This is a genomic window from Nocardia sp. CA-151230, from assembly GCF_050942175.1.
Taxonomy (GTDB): Bacteria; Actinomycetota; Actinomycetes; order Mycobacteriales; family Mycobacteriaceae; genus Nocardia.
In genome coordinates this window covers 5,885,070-5,900,936 of the sequence record NZ_CP192061.1, presented here as the reverse complement: position 1 = coordinate 5,900,936, position 15,867 = coordinate 5,885,070, and the positions used below count along the sequence as shown (strand labels likewise).

The window sequence follows — 15,867 nt, the reverse complement described above, 5'->3', positions numbered from 1 at the left end:
GTGCTGGACGGCTGCCCTACTTTCGAGCGTGTGAACGCATCATCGGCGGTCCTCGCGGCCATCTCGGGACTCGGATTCGGCCTGTCGCTCATCGTGGCGATCGGCGCGCAGAATGCCTTCGTGCTGCGTCAGGGGATCCGGCGCGAGCATGTCCTGCCGGTGGTCGCGGTGTGCATCGGCTCCGATGTGATCCTCATGATCCTGGGCGTCGCGGGCTTCGGGGCGATCGTGAACTCGGCCCCGATGATCATGACCATCGCCAGGTACGCGGGGGCGGCCTTCCTGCTGGGCTACGCCGCCCTTGCCGCCAAGCGCGCGTTCTCCGCCTCGGCCCTGTCCGCGGGCGGCGGCGCGCCCATCGCGCTGGGCGCGGCCGTGGCCACCTGCCTGGCCGTCACCTGGCTCAACCCGCACGCCTACCTGGACACCGTCGTGCTGCTGGGATCCTTCGCCAATACCTATGCCACCCCGGATCGCTGGTTCCTCACCGCGGGAGCCATCGCGGGCAGTCTGATCTGGTTCGTCTCGCTCGGTTTCGGCGCCCGGCTGCTGGCCCCGGTCTTCGCGAAACCGCGCGCGTGGCGAGTGCTGGATTCGGTGATCGCCCTCGTCATGACGGGTCTCGCTGTCGGTTTGCTGGCGAGCTGACGCCCTGGGCGGCAGTGACGGTGGTCACGGTAGTACCTGTCACGGGCCGGCGCCCGCCGGTGTCTCATGGAGCATGCAGCAAGAACAGAACAAGGCGACCTTCAAACTCCTGCACGACGTGGTGGGTACCGGTGACACCGAACTGATCTCGAAGACCATCCACCAGATCACCCAGCCGGACGCCATTCTCAATGTTCCGTTCCCGGTGGACCATCCGGGCGCGGCGGGGCTCGACCAGATCATGCGTGCCTTCGTGACCGGCTATCCCGACATCAAGCTGGACGTCGTGGACATGATCGCCGAGGGCGACAAGGTGGTCGGCCGGACCGTCGTCACCGGCACCAACGACGGCGCGTTCCTGGGCCGCCCGGCGACCGGGAAAGCCGTGCGGTACAACGAGATCTTCATCATGCGTTTCGCCGACGGCCGGATCGCCGAGGTGTGGGGCGTGGCCGACACCCTCACCCAGCTGATCCAGCTGGGCGTCGTCACCCTGTAGGAAATCGGTCTCAGGACACGGGTTTCCACGCGCCGACGTAGTTGCCGTTGTTGTTTCCGTTGGTGGGCAGGCAGGTGACGGCCCGGCCGCTGGAGGACTTCGCCACCACGTCCTTCTTGAGATTGCAGATCTGGCCGGGCTCGTGCGTTCCGCTGGCCACGGGGCCCGGGCTGTCCCACGCATAGGTCGGCGTGGTCGATCCCGCGCGGCGGGAGCACAGCAGCTGGCTGCCGTTCGGGGCGTAGCCGAAGGTCCCGGCCTCGGTCGCGTTGCACGGGAATCCGAGCGAGGGCGTGCTGACCGGCAGCCAGCGGAGCATATCGTCTCCGGCCGCGTTGCAGGTGAGGACCGATCCGTCGCCGGCGACGGCGGTCTGACCGGCCTGGGCGCAGGTCCCGCTGACCGCCACCGCGCTGGACGTCGGGGCGGTCGTCGTGGTCGAGGTGGTGGTGGTCGTCGTGGCAGTGGCGGTGTCGGGCGCCGTGGTCACCTCGGCCGCCCGCGCGGTGGTCGTGGGTGACGCGGATGTGGTGGTCGTGAGCACGATGCGCGTCGGCGCGGGGCCCTTCGCGGCATTCGGGGCCGCGTCCCAGTTGCCGTGGCCGGACAGGAGCAGACCGCCGATGGCCAGCAACGCTACGACGATCGTGGCCGTGAGACCGATGATCACGTACCGGCTGGCCTGCGAATTCCGCGGGCGGCCACCTCCGGGCCCGGGCTGCCGTCCGTGGTGGTCGTCGCGCACCGCGTCGAACACGACGGTGTCCTGCGTCCACAGCTCGTCCTGCGGATGATAGCCCGGTGGTATCGAATTGCCGCTCATTCCAATAGCTCTCGTCTCGGTGGTCCCGCTGTGATCACCGGGCACACCGAAGGGTAAACGGGGAGGCCGCGCTGCGGTAGCCGAAGTTTCAGCGGCGGATGTCGGCCAGCCGCACCGGCTTGCCCTGATGCCGGGACAGCTCGCAGGCCTCGGCGATGTAGAAGGCCTCCAGGGCGTCGGCGGGCGGGCACGGATTGGCGAGCCGGCCGGTGATAACGCCCAGGAAGGTGGCCAGCTCCTCGGTGTAGGCGCCGTGGAAGCGGTCCATGAAGCCCGGATAGGCGGGCAGGCCCGAGGGCGATTGGCCGGGCTCGACGGAGTGCAGCGGGGCGCGCTCGTCGAGCCCGACGATGGCATTGCCCTTGGAGCCCAGCACTTCCAGGCGCACGTCGTAGCCCGCGCCGTTGTAGCGGCTCAGCGCGACGTTGGCCAGTGAGCCGTCGTCGAGGCGCAGCACCACGGCGGCGGTGTCGACATCGCCCGCATCGGCGAAGAACCGTTCCCCGCGATTGGATCCGGTGGCGTAGACCTCCACCACCTCGCGGCCGCTGACCCAGCGGATGATGTCGAAATCGTGGACGCCGCAATCGCGGAACAGACCGCCCGAGCGCGGAATGTACTCGGCGGGCGGTGGCGCGGGGTCGAGGGTGGTGGCGCGCAGGGTGTGGATCCAGCCCAGATCCCCGGCGGCGACGGCGGCACGCGCGGCCCGGTACCCGGCGTCGAAGCGGCGCTGGAAGCCGATCTGGACCGGCACGGTCGAGCGCTCCACGCGTTCGACCACCTGCAGCGTGCCCAGAATGTCCGCGGCGATGGGCTTTTCGCAGAAGACCGGGATGCCGCGGTCGACGGCGGCGGTGATGAGGGCCGGATGGGAGTCGGTGGCGGTGGTGATGACCAGGCCGTCGATACCGGCGGCGAAGAGCGCCTCGATATCGGGCGCGTACTCCACCTCGAGCTTGTCGGCGGTGGCGCGGGCGCGTTCGGCATCGGTGTCGGTCACGACGACCGCGCCCACACCCGGCAGGGCCCTGAGGGTTTCGGCGTGGGAGGTGCCGATGCGGCCGGTGCCGGCGAGGCCCACTGTGATCGGGGACATGGCGATGGCTCCTGTCAGTCGCGGGGTGGGGCGGTGGTCGAGCGGATGACCAGTGACGGCTCCAGACGTTTGCGCACCGGATCGGTTCGGTCGGCGCGCAGTCGTTCGGCGAGGGCCTCCACGGCCAGCCCACCGATGCGGGTGCGCGGCTGGTCGATGGTGGTGAGCGCGACGTGCCGCAGCGCCGCCAGCGAGGTGTTGTCGTAGCCGACGACCGAAACGTCCTCGGGCACGCGCAGTCCCGCCTGTTCGAGCGCGGCCATCGCGCCCACGGCGTTGAAATCGTTGCCGCACACCAGTGCGGTGGGAAAAGTGCTGGGGGAGAAAATGTTCAGCAGAGTGCGGACGGCGCCCGCGCCCGCCTCGTCGGTGTGCTCGCTGGGAATCACCATGGGTTCGAGGTGGTAGCGGGCCATGGCGGCGGTGTAGCCCTTGCGCCGGGGCGGCGCCGCGAAGGCCGCGCCGCCGTCGAGGTGCACGATGCGCCGATGCCCCAGGGCGACAAGGTGATCCACGGCCAGTGCCGCGCCGAGCTCGCCGTCGTCGTTGACGGTGTCCACGGCCGGGCTGGTGGAGGTGCGCGAGACCAGGACGACCGGGCAGCGCGCCGCCGCGTCGCGAATGGCGGAGGCCGGCAGCACCGGGGAGAGCAGGATGACCCCGCCCGGGCGGAAGCCCAGCAGGCTCTCCAGCGCGGTCCGCTCCCGCGTCGCGCTGCGGCGGCCGGTATTGAGGATGAGCTCCAGCCCGGCCTGCTGCGCCGCCTCGTCCATGCCTTCGACCACATCGGCGAAGAAGGGATTGCGCAGGTCGGACACCATGACGCCGACGATGTTGGAGGTGCGGCTGGCCAGCGACCGCGCCATGGCGTGCGGCTGGTAGCCGAGTTCGGCGGCCGCGGTGAGGACCGCGCGGCGGCGGTGCTCGCTGACCTTGGGGGAGTTCCGCATGACCAGCGAGACCAGCGCCCGGGAGACGCCGGCGCGGGCGGCGACGTCCTCCATGGTCGGTCTGGTCATGGTCGCCTCCCGTCGGTATCGATGTGTGTCGATCGATGTGTGTCGCACGCTACAGCGTTGCCCTGGCCGAGGCAATGGAGCGCTCTAATCGGATATTCCGGACATCGGTATCCGGCGCCATTTCCCCTGGAAGACAGCGTTTTCCGTGCTTACACACTACTTTTCGGTGCACGTCGGACCCTTGACACCAGAGTGAGCCAGGTTACATTGTTGGAGCGCTCCAACGAGCCTCACCGATGGCCAACGACGGGTCTGGGAAGTGCCGATGACCGAACCGCTCCATCCACTGCGTATCACCCCCTTGCGTATCGCCGCCGCGCCGATCTCCTGGGGAGTCTGCGAGGTCCCCGGCTGGGGGTATGTCCTGGAACCGGACATCGTCCTGGCCGAGATGGCCGACCTCGGCATCACCGCCACCGAGTTCGGCCCGCCCGGCTACCTACCCGACGATCCCGTCGAGCTACGTAAGACCCTGAGCACCTACGGTATTGCGCCGATCGGCGGCTTCCTCGCCCTGGCGCTGCACCGCGAACCCGACCGGGCCGTCACAGCCGCCCGCGCCGCGGCCGAGCGGTTCGCCGCCGCCGGCGCCGAGATCCTGGTGCTGGCCGCCGCCACCGGGCAGGACGGGTACGACACCCGGACACCTCTCGGCGATCGCGAATGGCGGACCCTCATCGACACCGCCGCCGCGGTCGGCGACATCGCCGCCGCCCACGGCCTGCGCGTCGCCCTGCACCCGCATGTGGGCACCCACGTCGAGACGGCCGCCGAGGTCGATCGCTTTCTCGCCGACTCCGGGCTGGACCTGTGCGTGGACACCGGGCACCTGCTCATCGGCGGCACCGACCCGGTCGATCTGGTCCGCCGTCACGCGGATCGCCTCGGGCACATCCACCTCAAGGATGTCCGCGAGTCCGTGGCCGCCGAAGTGCGCAGCGGCAGTATCGAATACAGCGAGGCCGTCCGGCAGGGGCTCTATGTTCCGCTGGGTACCGGAGATGTCGATATCGCGGCCCTGGTCCGCGCGGCGCACGCCGGGGGATACCGGGGCTGGCATGTGATCGAGCAGGACACCGCATTGCGTCCCGGCGCCACCGCGGAGGGCCCGACGGGTGACACTCGGCGAAGTCTGCGACACCTCGCCGAGATCGGCGCTGGTCTCGCCTCGGCTCGGATTTAGTGGGAGGTGACGACGATGTCCGCAATCTCCCGATCGCGCCGCCCCCGCTGGCTGCGCCTGTCGCCCTGGCTCGCGGCGGCGGCCGTGCTCGCCGCCTGCAGCGGCCCCGGTGCCGATGTCACCGGACCCGCTCAGGCCCCCGTCGCGGTGGGCACCCTGAAGTCGGTGGCCGTGGTGACCCACGGCTCGCCCGGCGACGCCTTCTGGAACGTGGTCAAGAACGGTGCGGAAGCCGCCGGGAAGGACCTCGGCGTCCGGGTCGAGTACAACTCCTCGGGCGATCCGACCCAGCAGGCCAAGCTCATCGACAATGCCGTGGCCCAGGGCGTGGACGGGCTGGTGGTGTCCATGGCCAACCCGGACGCGCTGAAGCCGTCGGTCGAAAAGGCCGTCGCCGCCGGGATTCCCGTGGTGACCATCAACTCCGGTGAGGCCGAGAGCGTCCAGTTCGGGGCCATCGGCCATGTCGGCCAGAGCGAGCGCCTGGCCGGTGAATCCGCCGGGAAGCGGCTGGCCGACGCCGGAAGACACAGGATGCTGTGCGTGATCCACGAGGCAGGGAACGTCGGCGCGAACGAACGCTGCGCCGGCGCCACCCAGGGCTTCGGGTCCGCGACCACCCTGCAGGTGGATATCAACAACCCGACCGATGTGCAGTCGCGCATCAAGGGCGCGCTGGAGGCCGATCGCTCCATCGACGCGGTGCTGACGCTGAATTCGCAGATCGCCGCTCGCGCGGTGGACGCGGTGCGGGAGTCCGCCTCGAAGGCGACGGTGGCCACCTTCGACCTGAATTCCGATGTGGTGAGCGCGATCCGGGCCGGGACGCTGTTGTTCGCGGTGGATCAGCAGCAGTACGAGCAGGGCTATCTGCCGGTGGTGATGCTGAAGCTCTACAGATCGAACCTGAACGCCGTGGGCGGCGGCCATCCGGTGCAGACCGGCCCCGCGTTCGTGGACAAGAGCAATGTCGATGCCGTCGCCGCGCTGGTCGGCCAGGGCACGCGGTGAACGGGCCGGGAGACGATGAGATGACAACGACGACAACGACATCCGAGACCGCGACGGTCGCGCCGTCGCCGGATCGGCTGGCCATTCTCAACCGGCTGGTGGCCCGACCCGAGGTGGGCGCGCTGCTGGGCGCGGTGGTGGTCTTCGTGTTCTTCGGTCTGGTGACCACGAAATTCCTGAAGCCACTGGGCATTTCGACCTGGCTGGATGACGCCTCCACGCTCGGCATCATGGCGGTGGCGGTGGCCATGCTCATGATCGGCGGCGAATTCGACCTGTCCACCGGCGTGATGACCGCCTCCACCGCACTGATCACCGGGCTGCTGGCGGTGCACGCCGGCTGGAATGTGTGGCTCGCGCTGGTGGTTTCGCTGGCCTTCGCACTCACGGTGGGCGCGCTCAACGGGTGGGTGGTGATGCGCACCGGGTTGCCGAGCTTCATCGTCACGCTGGGCACCTTCCTGGCATTGCAGGGCCTGAATCTCGGGGTGACGCGCTGGGCCACCGGCACCGTGCAGGTGTCGGGCGTGCGCGGCGCGGACGGATATCAATCCGCCGGTTGGGTTTTCGCCTCCACCACCAAGATCGGCAATGCCAGCATCCAGGCGTCGGTGGTGTGGTGGATAGTGGTCACCGCCATCGCGGCGATCGTGCTGGCGCGTACCCGGTTCGGCAACTGGATCTTCGCGGTCGGCGGCTCGCTGCCCACCGCGCGCGCGGTGGGCGTGCCGGCCACCCGCACCAAGATCCTGCTGTTCATGACCACCGCGTTCGCGGGCTGGATCGTGGGCGCGTGCAACCTCCTGCGGTTCGCCGGCGTGCAGGCCAATCAGGGTGTGGGACTGGAATTCCAGTACATCATCGCCGCGGTGATCGGCGGCTGCCTGCTCACCGGCGGGTTCGGTTCGGTGGTGGGCGCGGCCATCGGGGCGCTCATCTTCGGCATGGCGCGGCAGGGCATCGTGCTGGCGGGCTGGAACAGCGACTGGTTCATGCTGTTCCTCGGCGTGCTGCTGTTCTCGGCCGTGCTGGTCAACAACGCATTCAAGAAGCGGGCGGAAAGGGTACGCCGATGACCGCGATGGACAACGACAGCGCCGGGACCGTGGTGCCGCTCATCGAAACGGTCGGCATCGGAAAGAGTTACGGCGGCGTGGTGGCGCTGCGCGACGTCTCGACGGTGGTGAAAGCCGGTGAGGTCACCTGTGTCCTGGGCGACAACGGCGCGGGCAAATCGACGCTGATCAAGATCCTGGCGGGCGTGCACCAGCACGACACCGGGGAGCTGCGCATCGGAGGGCAATCGACGCGACTGCCCTCGCCGCGTGCGGCGCTGGACCTCGGCATCGCCACCGTCTACCAGGATCTGGCGGTGGTGCCGCTGATGAGCGTATGGCGCAACTTCGTGCTCGGCTCCGAGCCGATCAGGCGCTTTGGCCCGCTCGAGCTGCTGGACCGCAGGCAGGCGCAGGACATCGCGCGAAAAGGTCTGGCGGACATGGGGATCGACATTCCCGATCTGGAGCAGCCGGTCGGGACGCTGTCCGGAGGTCAGCGCCAGTGCGTGGCCATCGCGCGGGCGGTCCACTACGGGGCCAAGGTTCTCATCCTCGACGAGCCGACCGCGGCCCTGGGTGTGAAGCAGGCCGGTGTGGTGCTGCGGTATGTCGTGCAGGCGCGTGATCGCGGACTGGGCGTCGTGCTCATCACCCACAATCCGCATCACGCCTACCCGGTCGGCGACCGCTTCCTGCTCCTCAAACGGGGCGCCACGCTGGGCAGCTACGAGAAGTCCGCGATCGACCTCACCGAGCTGACCAGGCAGATGGCCGGCGGCGCGGAACTCGAGGCGCTGCAACACGAATTGGAGCGGGTGGTGTCGTGACCGAGCTGGAGGTGCTGACGATCGGCCGGGTCGGCGTCGACCTCTACCCCGAGCAGAGCGGGGTGCCGCTCGCCGAGGTGACGACCTTCGCGAAATTCCTCGGCGGCACGGCCACCAATGTGGCGGTGGCGGCGGCGCGGCTGGGCCGCCGTGCCGCGGTGCTCACCAAGGTGGGGCCGGACGGGTTCGGGGATTTCGTGCGCGACGCCCTCGAAGGGTTCGGGGTGTCGGCACGGTATGTGGGAACGGCAGCGGGACTGCAGACGCCGGTGGTGTTCTGCGAACTGAAGCCGCCCGCGGACCCGCCGCTGCTGTTCTACCGTGCGCCCATCGCGCCGGACCTCACCCTCACCGAGGACGAGATCCCCTGGGACGTGGTCGATTCCGTGCCGCTGCTGTGGGTGACCGGGACCGGGGTGAGCGCGGAACCCGGCCGCACCACCCAGCGGGCCATCCTGGAACGCCGGGCCCGGCGCGGGCACACCGTGCTGGATCTGGACTACCGGCCCATGTTCTGGCCCGATGCGGCGACCGCGCGCGCCGAGATCGGCTGGATGGTCGATCACGTGAACGTGGTGGTGGGCAACCGGACCGAGGTGGAGGTGGCGGTCGGCACCGCCGATCCGGACGTTGCCGCGGACCGGCTGCTGGCCCGCGGGGTCCGGCTGGCGGTGGTCAAGCGCGGCGCGGAGGGCGTGCTCATCGCCACCGGCTCCGAGCGCTGGACGGTGCCGCCCTGCAAGGTGGAGGTGCTGTGCGGGCTGGGCGCGGGCGACGGATTCGGGGGCGCGCTCATCCACGGGCTGCTGTCAGGCTGGGCTCCGCATCGCCTGGCCGCCTACGCCAATGCCGCCGGCGCGCTGGTGGCATCGCGGCTGGCCTGCGCCGACGCCATGCCGACCGATGCCGAGATCGAGGAGATGCTGTGCACCTGAACGATGCGCGGTGGTACGAACTGCTGCACACCCGAGCCACGGACCCCGAAGCGGTCAGGCGCGCCTACGCCGACCGGCGGCGACGCGCGAACCTGCTGTCGGACCGGGGCACCCTGTTCCTGGTCGCGGCCGACCACCCGGCCCGCGGCGCGCTCGGCGTCGGCGCCGATCGCACCGCCATGGCAGACCGCCGTACCCTGCTGGAACGGCTGCTCGTCGCGCTGGCCAACCCCGCCGTCGACGGCGTGCTCGGCTCGCCCGACATCGTGGAGGAATTGCTGCTGCTGGACGCCGTGCACGAGAAGATCGTCATCGGCTCCATGAACCGGGGCGGGCTGGCGGGCGCCGACTGGGAGATCGACGACCGCTTCACCGGGTACGACGCCGAAGCGCTGGTGAAGTACCGCCTCGACGGCGGGAAAATGCTGCTGCGCCTGGTCGATTCGGATCCCGGCACCATCCCGACCCTGGAGGCCTGTGCCCGCGCGGTCTCCGAACTGGCCGAACACGGGCTCATGGCCATGGTGGAACCCCTGCCCTACACCCGCGACGCCGACGGCGCGCTGACCATGCACAAGGACGCCGCCTCACTGCAGCGAGCCATCACCGTCGCCTCCGGTCTCGGGGTCACCTCCGCCTACACCTGGCTGAAAATCCCTGCGCCCGATGATGTCTCGGTGCTCGACGCCACCACACTCCCCGTCGTCATCCTCGGCGGTGCGCCCTCCGGCGACCCGGAATCCGATCTCGCCTCCTGGGGCGCGGCCCTGCGCCACGATGTCGCGCGCGGCCTGGTGGTGGGCCGCAGCCTGCTCTACCCACCGGACGGGGATGTCGCCGGCGCGGTGCAGGCCGCCGCCCAGGTGCTGGAGGCGGCACGATGAGCTCGACGATGAAGGACCTGCATCGACCGGCCGGAACGCTGGCGGATTCGGGCGATCCCGTGCTGCTGACTCCGGAGGACGCGGGCTGGACCTACGCCGGGTTGCGGGTGTTGCGGCTGGCGGCAGGGGAGCGGCGGATGGTGAACACCGGGGACTTCGAGGCGTTCGTGCTGCCGTTGGCCGGGGCGTGCACCGTGCGGGTGGACGGGCTGGTGTTCGAACTCGCCGGGCGGGAGTCGGTTTTCACCCGCGTGACCGACTTCGCCTACGTACCCCGCGACGCGGAGGTCGAGCTGACGACCGCGGACGGGATCGAGGTGGCGCTGCCCATGGCGCGCTGCACGAAACGGCTGGACCCGAAATACGGTCCGGCCGAGCGGGTTCCGGTCGAGGTGCGCGGGGCGGGGCGGGCGACGCGGCAGGTCACCAACTTCGGGACGCCGAGCGCGTGGACGCACGCCGACAAGCTGAACGCGTGCGAGCTGCTCACGCCCGACGGGAACTGGTCCTCGTATCCGCCGCACAAGCATGACGAGGCCGGCGAGTGCGAGGTCGTCAACGAGGAGATCTACTACTTCCGCATCGCCGGGCGTGACGGAATCGCTTCGGGGCCCGAGGGTTTCGGGATGCACCGCACCTACACCACCGACGGCTCGCTCGACGAGACCGTGACGGTCCGGGACGGCGATGTGTTCCTGGTGCCGCACGGCTATCACGGTCCGTGCACGGCCGCGCCCGGGTACCCCATGTACTACCTGAACGTGCTGGCCGGGCCCGCGCCCGAGCGATCCATGGCCTTCTGCGACGACCCCGCGCACGCCTGGATACGGGCGGCATGGGCGAGCCAGGCCGTGGATCCGCGGTGCCCGGTCACCTCCCACGAAGGACGGCTCGCATGAGGCTCACGACCGCGCAGGCCCTGGTGACCTGGCTGATCGCCCAGCGCTCGGAAACCCTCGAAGGCGATGAAGTGCCGCTGTTCCCCGCGGCTTTCGGCATCTTCGGGCACGGCAATGTGCTCGGCCTGGGGACCGCGCTGGCCGAGCATCGCGACGCGTTGCCGCTGTGGCGCGGGCACACCGAGGAGGGCATGGCGCTGGCAGCTGTCGGGCTGGCCAAGGCCACGCAGCGGCGGCAGGTCGGCATCGCCACCTCCTCGATCGGGCCGGGCGCGCTGAACATGGTGACGGCCGCCGGTGTGGCACACGCGAATCGACTGCCCGTGCTGCTGCTCCCCGGGGACACCTTCGTCAGCCGCGCGCCCGATCCGGTGTTGCAGCAGGTCGAGCACTTCGGCGACCCCACCGTCACTGTCAACGACGCGTTTCGTCCGGTGAGCCGCTATTTCGACCGGATCACCCGGCCCGAACAACTGCTCGCGACACTGCCGCAGGCGGCGCGGATCCTCACCGACCCCGCCGAGGCCGGGCCCGTGGTGCTGGCCCTGCCGCAGGACGTGCAGGCCGAGACCTACGACTTTCCGGACTCCCTGTTCGAGCCGGTCGTCCATCACGTTCCGCGCCCGCGGCCGGATCGGCGCGGTATCACCGAGGCCGCCCGCGTCCTGCGCGATGCGCAGCGTCCCCTGCTCGTCCTGGGTGGTGGTGTGCGGTACTCCGGTGCGGGCGGGCAGGCGCTGGAATTCGCTCGGCGCCACGGGATTCCGGTGACCGAGACGACCGCGGGCCGCACGCTGGTCCCGCACGACCATCCGCTGTACGCGGGACCGCTGGGTATCACCGGTGCGGCGTCGGCCAATACCCTTGCCGCGGCGGCGGATGTGGTGCTGGCGGTCGGCACCCGCCTGCAGGACTTCACCACCGCGTCCTGGACCGTCTTCGGGCCGGAAGTCCGTCTGGTCCACATCAATACCGCCCGGTTCGACGCGGTGAAGCACGGCGCGCTGGCCGTGGTCGGCGATGCCGACGCCGCCCTGCGCGATCTGGAACCCGAAGTCGGCGAGTGGCTCGCCGACCCGGACTGGACGGCACGGGCCGCCGCGGTCCGGGCGGACTGGGACGCGCACATCGACAAACTGCGCGCGCCGACGCCGGGGGCGCCCAGCTATGCGCAGATCGTCGGCGCCGTGAACGATCTCAGCAGTGCCTCCGACTACGTCATGACCGCCTCCGGCGGGCTGCCCGGCGAACTGGTGGGCGGCTGGCGCGCGGCCGGTGGCGTACCGACCATGGACGTCGAATACGGCTTCTCCTGCATGGGATACGAGCTCGCCGGAGCCTGGGGCGCGGCGCTGGCCCGGGCGCGATCCGGCACCGCGGAACCTGAGGGCCTGGTCACCACCCTGCTCGGGGACGGTTCCTACCTCATGCTCAACTCCGAGCTCTTCTCCGCCGCTTTCGCCGGGCATCCGCTGGTCGCGGTGGTGTGCGACAACGACGGGTACGCGGTCATCGCGCGACTGCAGCAGGGACAGGGGGCCGAGCCCTTCAACAACTTCTACGCGGATTGCCGCACCAATCACGCCACCCCGCCCCGGGTCGACTTCGCCGCCCACGCCCGGGCATTGGGTTGCGCGGTGTTCACCGCGAGCGAACTCGGCGAGTTCCGCGACGCCTACGCCGGCGCCCGCGAGGCCGCCCGCACCGGGCGGCGGCCCGCGGTCGTGGTGGTCCGCACCCGCCCGTCGACCTGGACCGAGGCCGGTGCCTGGTGGGAAGTCGGTGTGCCGCAGCATCTCTCGGGGCGCGCCGAATACGACCGGAACAAGCCCGGGCAGCTGCGGTACACACGCCCCGCGTGATCGACGCCGCCACGCGCGGGCGCTCGGAAATCCTGGCATCCCGCCGGTTGGGCGACCCGCGCGCCGAATATATGGCAGACTCGGCGCAAACACGCGGACGGTCGCCGATCGGGAAGGCGCGTGCACGGGTTACGGGAGTTTGAAGGTCGCAATGGATCTCAGCGCCATCGAGCGCCAGGTGGCCGCGGATCGCGGGGCCGCGCGGGACCGGACGCCCGAAGCCGAGCTGGCACTGGCCACCTCGCTGTGCGAGCTCGCCCGCGCGCTCATGGCCACCAAGAACGACCCGGCTCAGCGGGATCGGTCGGCCTCGGCCCTCGAGCCCGCGCAGGAGGCGGTACTCATCCGGCTGCGCTGGCTCACCGCCGGGCATGTCACCGCGCCCTTCGCCGCCGAGGTGACCGAGGCGCTGCGGTTGTTCGAGCAGGCCGCCCGCACCATCGGGCACCGGGAGCTGGCCACGTCCACCATCCGCAATGCCTGCCAGGCGTATCGGCATGTGGCGCAGAACTATCCGCTCGCGGCGGGCGCATCCGCGGACGCGCTGTCCAAGTGCAGCGTGTGGCTGTGCCGGCTGGACCCCAGGGCGGCGGTGGCCGCGGGGGAGGACGCGGTGCGCATCCGCGCCGGGCTCTTCGCCGCCGACCCGGATCAGGCCAACCGCTACCTCGCCTCCTTGAACACCCTGCTGCGCACCCTCATGGTGGGCCGCCAGCGCAAGCAGGCGCTGGCCATGTACCGCGAGTGCTATGCGGGCGTCACCACCCCGGCCATGACGCAGCGGCTGCGCGAAATCCGGGTCGAGGACATCGGATTCACCAGCAAGACCGTCACCGCCCTGCGCAAGCTGGAGTGCGCTACCCTCGAACGCGCGGGCTACCTGACCCAGCAGCAGATCCTCTATCAGACGGCCGGTGACCTGGCCACCATCGAGGAGATCAACTGGCAGCTGGCGCTGGTCGGCCTCAAGCCGATCGCCGCGGGCGCGCTGCCGGACCAGCCGTCCAAGCCGGTGGAGATCAGCACCTCCTTCGGCGCGCTGAGCGTGCGCTGCTCCTCGCGCAATGCCGTCACCCTGGTGCGCGCGGCCATCCTCGCCGCCTACACCGCCGACGGCGCGCAACCCGTGCCCAGCTCGGCGTATCTCGGCGTCGACGAAAAGCACTGGAGCACACCCGAACCCGAGCCCAACCGCGCCGAACGACTCGGCGGGGACGTGGTCCTGATCGAGAAGGTCTCCGAGCACTGGGTCTCGGTGAAGAGCCTGAACTGGGAGGTGGCCCCCGTCGGCCGCCACCCGCTGGCGCTGCGCCTGTCGCAGGAGTGGCCGGTCGTCAGCGTCACCACCACCGAGCAGATGTCCTACGAGCTGTGCTGGTACGAAGGCGGCGCCGCCACCCAGTACGCCGCCCTCGGCCTCCCCGCGGCCCAGACGCCGCTCGAAAAGCCGCTGGCCCCATTGGATTTCAAGGCCCTGTCCGATTACGGCGCGGACTACGCCTCCGAGACCCAGGTCCGCTCCGCCTTCGGCAACACCACGATGTTCACCAAGCTCACCTGCCTTCCGGGCAGTGGTATCCGCCAGGCCGCCGAGGCCGGGCCGCTCGCGTCGCACGGCTCCAACATCCTGTATTTCCGCGGCGTCGACGAGTAGTCGGCGAGCTGTTCGCTGCCCCACCGGGTATCTCATGAGATACCCGGTGTCGGCGCATGTCGTGCTGGGCACTGGTCTCCGAAACTAGAACGTGTTCTAATTCGGTCATGAGCGGATTCGTGAAAGGCGAGGTCGATCCTGCCTTCCGGGCTGTGCGTGAGGTTTTCGAATCGAGCTTCGCCGAGGGGCGGAACGTGGGGGCGGCAGTCGCCGTTTTCGTGGACGGGCGGGCGGTCGTCGATCTGTGGGGCGGCGTGGCGGACACGCGGGCGAACCGGACCTGGGAACGGGACACCCCCGTGGTGACCTTCTCCTGCACCAAGGCCCTCACCGCCACGGCCGCCCTTGCCGTGGCCCACGACCGGGGAATCGGCTGGGACGAACCGGTGACGACCTGGTGGCCGGAATACGGTGCGGCGGGCAAGGAGTCGACGACGCTCGCCGATCTGCTGGCCCACCGCGCCGGGCTGCCGGCCTTCGACCGCCCGGTCCCGGTCGAGGATGCCGCGGATCCGGCGGCCATGGCCGCGCTGTTGGCGGCGCAGGAACCGATCTGGGCGCCCGGCGCCGAACACGGCTATCATGCGCTGACCTTCGGGTGGCTGGTCGGCGAATTCGTGCGCAGGCACACGGAATCCACGGTCGGCGACTACGTGCGCCGCCACTTCGGCGCGGAGTTGTGGATCGGCGCGCCGCCCCACATCGTGCGGCAGTCCGCGCGCACTGCCTTCCCGCCCGCCTCGGAGATGGCCTGGACCGATTCCGGCCCGATCGACGCGGACACGGTCGCCAGGATGGCCGCCGCCTACCGCGACCCCGGCTCACTCGCGATGCGCGCCTCTGCGAATCCCGTTGGCTCGTACAACAAGCCGGAGGTCCTGGCGGGCGGCTGGCCCGCAACCGGCCTGGTCACCACCGCTCGCGCGCTGGCCCGCTTCTACAGCGACCTGGTGAGCGGCGCGCTGCTGCCCACGGCCGTGTTGCGTGACGCGGTGCGTGAACAGGTGCGCGGCCCCGACTCGGTGTTGTTGCTGGAGAGCGCCTTCGGGCTCGGATACATGCTCCCGTGTGAGAACTTCATCCTCCCCGCGCCCGCCCGCTCCTCGGCGTTCGGCCACCCGGGCGCGGGCGGCGCACTCGGCCTCGGCGACCTCGACAACCGTGTCGCGATCGCCTTTACTCCGAATCTGCGCCGCGACTGGCTCTCCGGCGATCGCCGCGCTCACGACCTGGTCGCCGCCACTTACAGTGCCCTGTAATCGGGGACCCAGAGGCCCGATGGCATAAGCCATCCGGCGCCCCTGCATGCGGCGCGGTCCGGCCACTCCGTCGGGAAGTCCCGAGGCGCGCCGAGTACCTGCTGAGCAGCACAGTGCGCTTTGGGGGTTGAAGTGTACGAAACGGTTTCGTACACTTCAGGGGTCCTGGTGATCGGCAGTGCGGGGAGGGTTGAAATGTCCAGTGTC

Annotated in this window: 15 protein-coding genes; 12 read left to right on the top strand and 3 right to left on the bottom strand. The window is 70.1% G+C overall.

What is annotated here, in order from left to right:
• Positions 1 to 30: 30 nt before the first annotated feature.
• Together ACQP1O_RS28075 and ACQP1O_RS28070 are read left to right on the top strand one after the other, a co-directional pair.
• The gene (locus ACQP1O_RS28075; RefSeq protein WP_433561442.1) at positions 31 to 648 is read left to right on the top strand and encodes a LysE/ArgO family amino acid transporter; all 618 of its coding nucleotides are present in this window, start codon (positions 31 to 33) and stop codon (positions 646 to 648) included.
• A 73-nt stretch (positions 649 to 721) separates the two neighbouring features.
• Complete coding sequence (locus ACQP1O_RS28070; protein WP_433561441.1) at positions 722 to 1,147, top strand: ester cyclase; 426 nt, start codon at positions 722 to 724, stop codon at positions 1,145 to 1,147.
• A 10-nt stretch (positions 1,148 to 1,157) separates the two neighbouring features.
• Here the strand turns inward: ACQP1O_RS28070 and ACQP1O_RS28065 are convergent, their stop codons facing one another.
• The 3 genes from ACQP1O_RS28065 to ACQP1O_RS28055 all read right to left on the bottom strand — a co-directional run bounded on the left by ACQP1O_RS28065 (position 1,158) and on the right by ACQP1O_RS28055 (position 4,088).
• On the bottom strand, positions 1,158 to 1,970 hold the full coding sequence (locus ACQP1O_RS28065; RefSeq protein WP_433561440.1) for a hypothetical protein: 813 nt from the start codon (positions 1,968 to 1,970) through the stop codon (positions 1,158 to 1,160).
• Positions 1,971 to 2,058: 88 nt separating this feature from the next.
• Complete coding sequence (locus ACQP1O_RS28060; protein ID WP_433561439.1) at positions 2,059 to 3,069, bottom strand: Gfo/Idh/MocA family protein; 1,011 nt, start codon at positions 3,067 to 3,069, stop codon at positions 2,059 to 2,061.
• A gap of 14 nt (positions 3,070 to 3,083) precedes the next feature.
• Positions 3,084 to 4,088, bottom strand: coding sequence for a LacI family DNA-binding transcriptional regulator (locus ACQP1O_RS28055; protein WP_433561438.1), 1,005 nt, complete (start codon positions 4,086 to 4,088; stop codon positions 3,084 to 3,086).
• Positions 4,089 to 4,353: 265 nt separating this feature from the next.
• Here ACQP1O_RS28055 and ACQP1O_RS28050 point away from each other — a divergent pair, with 265 nt between their 5' ends.
• From ACQP1O_RS28050 to ACQP1O_RS28005, 10 genes are all read left to right on the top strand, one after another.
• Complete coding sequence (locus ACQP1O_RS28050; RefSeq protein ID WP_433561437.1) at positions 4,354 to 5,271, top strand: TIM barrel protein; 918 nt, start codon at positions 4,354 to 4,356, stop codon at positions 5,269 to 5,271.
• Between the two features lie 15 nt (positions 5,272 to 5,286).
• The gene (locus ACQP1O_RS28045) at positions 5,287 to 6,282 is read left to right on the top strand and encodes a sugar ABC transporter substrate-binding protein (protein WP_433561436.1); all 996 of its coding nucleotides are present in this window, start codon (positions 5,287 to 5,289) and stop codon (positions 6,280 to 6,282) included.
• A gap of 20 nt (positions 6,283 to 6,302) precedes the next feature.
• Positions 6,303 to 7,358 (top strand): ABC transporter permease, encoded by a 1,056-nt coding sequence (locus ACQP1O_RS28040; protein WP_433561435.1) that lies wholly within the window; start codon positions 6,303 to 6,305, stop codon positions 7,356 to 7,358.
• The gene (locus tag ACQP1O_RS28035; RefSeq protein WP_433561434.1) at positions 7,355 to 8,167 is read left to right on the top strand and encodes an ATP-binding cassette domain-containing protein; all 813 of its coding nucleotides are present in this window, start codon (positions 7,355 to 7,357) and stop codon (positions 8,165 to 8,167) included. Before ACQP1O_RS28040 ends, ACQP1O_RS28035 begins: the two co-directional genes overlap by 4 nt.
• Positions 8,164 to 9,102, top strand: coding sequence for a 5-dehydro-2-deoxygluconokinase (gene iolC, locus ACQP1O_RS28030; RefSeq protein ID WP_433561433.1), 939 nt, complete (start codon positions 8,164 to 8,166; stop codon positions 9,100 to 9,102). Before ACQP1O_RS28035 ends, iolC begins: the two co-directional genes overlap by 4 nt.
• Complete coding sequence (locus ACQP1O_RS28025; protein ID WP_433561432.1) at positions 9,093 to 9,986, top strand: Cgl0159 family (beta/alpha)8-fold protein; 894 nt, start codon at positions 9,093 to 9,095, stop codon at positions 9,984 to 9,986. Before iolC ends, ACQP1O_RS28025 begins: the two co-directional genes overlap by 10 nt.
• Positions 9,983 to 10,885, top strand: a complete 903-nt coding sequence (iolB, locus tag ACQP1O_RS28020) for a 5-deoxy-glucuronate isomerase (RefSeq protein ID WP_433561431.1) — start codon at positions 9,983 to 9,985, stop codon at positions 10,883 to 10,885. The genes ACQP1O_RS28025 and iolB overlap by 4 nt, the downstream gene beginning before the upstream one ends.
• Entirely contained in the window at positions 10,882 to 12,747 is a 1,866-nt protein-coding gene (gene iolD, locus ACQP1O_RS28015) for a 3D-(3,5/4)-trihydroxycyclohexane-1,2-dione acylhydrolase (decyclizing) (protein ID WP_433561430.1), read from the top strand. Before iolB ends, iolD begins: the two co-directional genes overlap by 4 nt.
• A 151-nt stretch (positions 12,748 to 12,898) precedes the next feature.
• Positions 12,899 to 14,401, top strand: a complete 1,503-nt coding sequence (locus ACQP1O_RS28010; RefSeq protein WP_433561429.1) for a hypothetical protein — start codon at positions 12,899 to 12,901, stop codon at positions 14,399 to 14,401.
• A gap of 107 nt (positions 14,402 to 14,508) precedes the next feature.
• Positions 14,509 to 15,660 carry a serine hydrolase domain-containing protein gene (locus tag ACQP1O_RS28005; RefSeq protein ID WP_433561428.1) on the top strand — a complete coding sequence of 384 codons (1,152 nt, stop codon included), beginning with the start codon at positions 14,509 to 14,511 and terminating at the stop codon, positions 15,658 to 15,660.
• Positions 15,661 to 15,867: the final 207 nt, after the last annotated feature.

Bases quoted from the DNA above. Each gene is read 5' to 3' on its own strand.
- ACQP1O_RS28070 (WP_433561441.1), top strand. From the start codon at position 722: ATGCAGCAAGAACAGAACAAGGCGACCTTCAAACTCCTGCACGACGTG.
- ACQP1O_RS28065 (WP_433561440.1), bottom strand. From the start codon at position 1,970: ATGAGCGGCAATTCGATACCACCGGGCTATCATCCGCAGGACGAGCTG.
- ACQP1O_RS28060 (WP_433561439.1), bottom strand. From the start codon at position 3,069: ATGTCCCCGATCACAGTGGGCCTCGCCGGCACCGGCCGCATCGGCACC.
- ACQP1O_RS28055 (WP_433561438.1), bottom strand. From the start codon at position 4,088: ATGACCAGACCGACCATGGAGGACGTCGCCGCCCGCGCCGGCGTCTCC.
- ACQP1O_RS28050 (WP_433561437.1), top strand. From the start codon at position 4,354: ATGACCGAACCGCTCCATCCACTGCGTATCACCCCCTTGCGTATCGCC.
- ACQP1O_RS28045 (WP_433561436.1), top strand. From the start codon at position 5,287: ATGTCCGCAATCTCCCGATCGCGCCGCCCCCGCTGGCTGCGCCTGTCG.
- ACQP1O_RS28040 (WP_433561435.1), top strand. From the start codon at position 6,303: ATGACAACGACGACAACGACATCCGAGACCGCGACGGTCGCGCCGTCG.
- ACQP1O_RS28035 (WP_433561434.1), top strand. From the start codon at position 7,355: ATGACCGCGATGGACAACGACAGCGCCGGGACCGTGGTGCCGCTCATC.
- iolB (WP_433561431.1), top strand. From the start codon at position 9,983: ATGAGCTCGACGATGAAGGACCTGCATCGACCGGCCGGAACGCTGGCG.
- iolD (WP_433561430.1), top strand. From the start codon at position 10,882: ATGAGGCTCACGACCGCGCAGGCCCTGGTGACCTGGCTGATCGCCCAG.
- ACQP1O_RS28010 (WP_433561429.1), top strand. From the start codon at position 12,899: ATGGATCTCAGCGCCATCGAGCGCCAGGTGGCCGCGGATCGCGGGGCC.
- ACQP1O_RS28005 (WP_433561428.1), top strand. From the start codon at position 14,509: ATGAGCGGATTCGTGAAAGGCGAGGTCGATCCTGCCTTCCGGGCTGTG.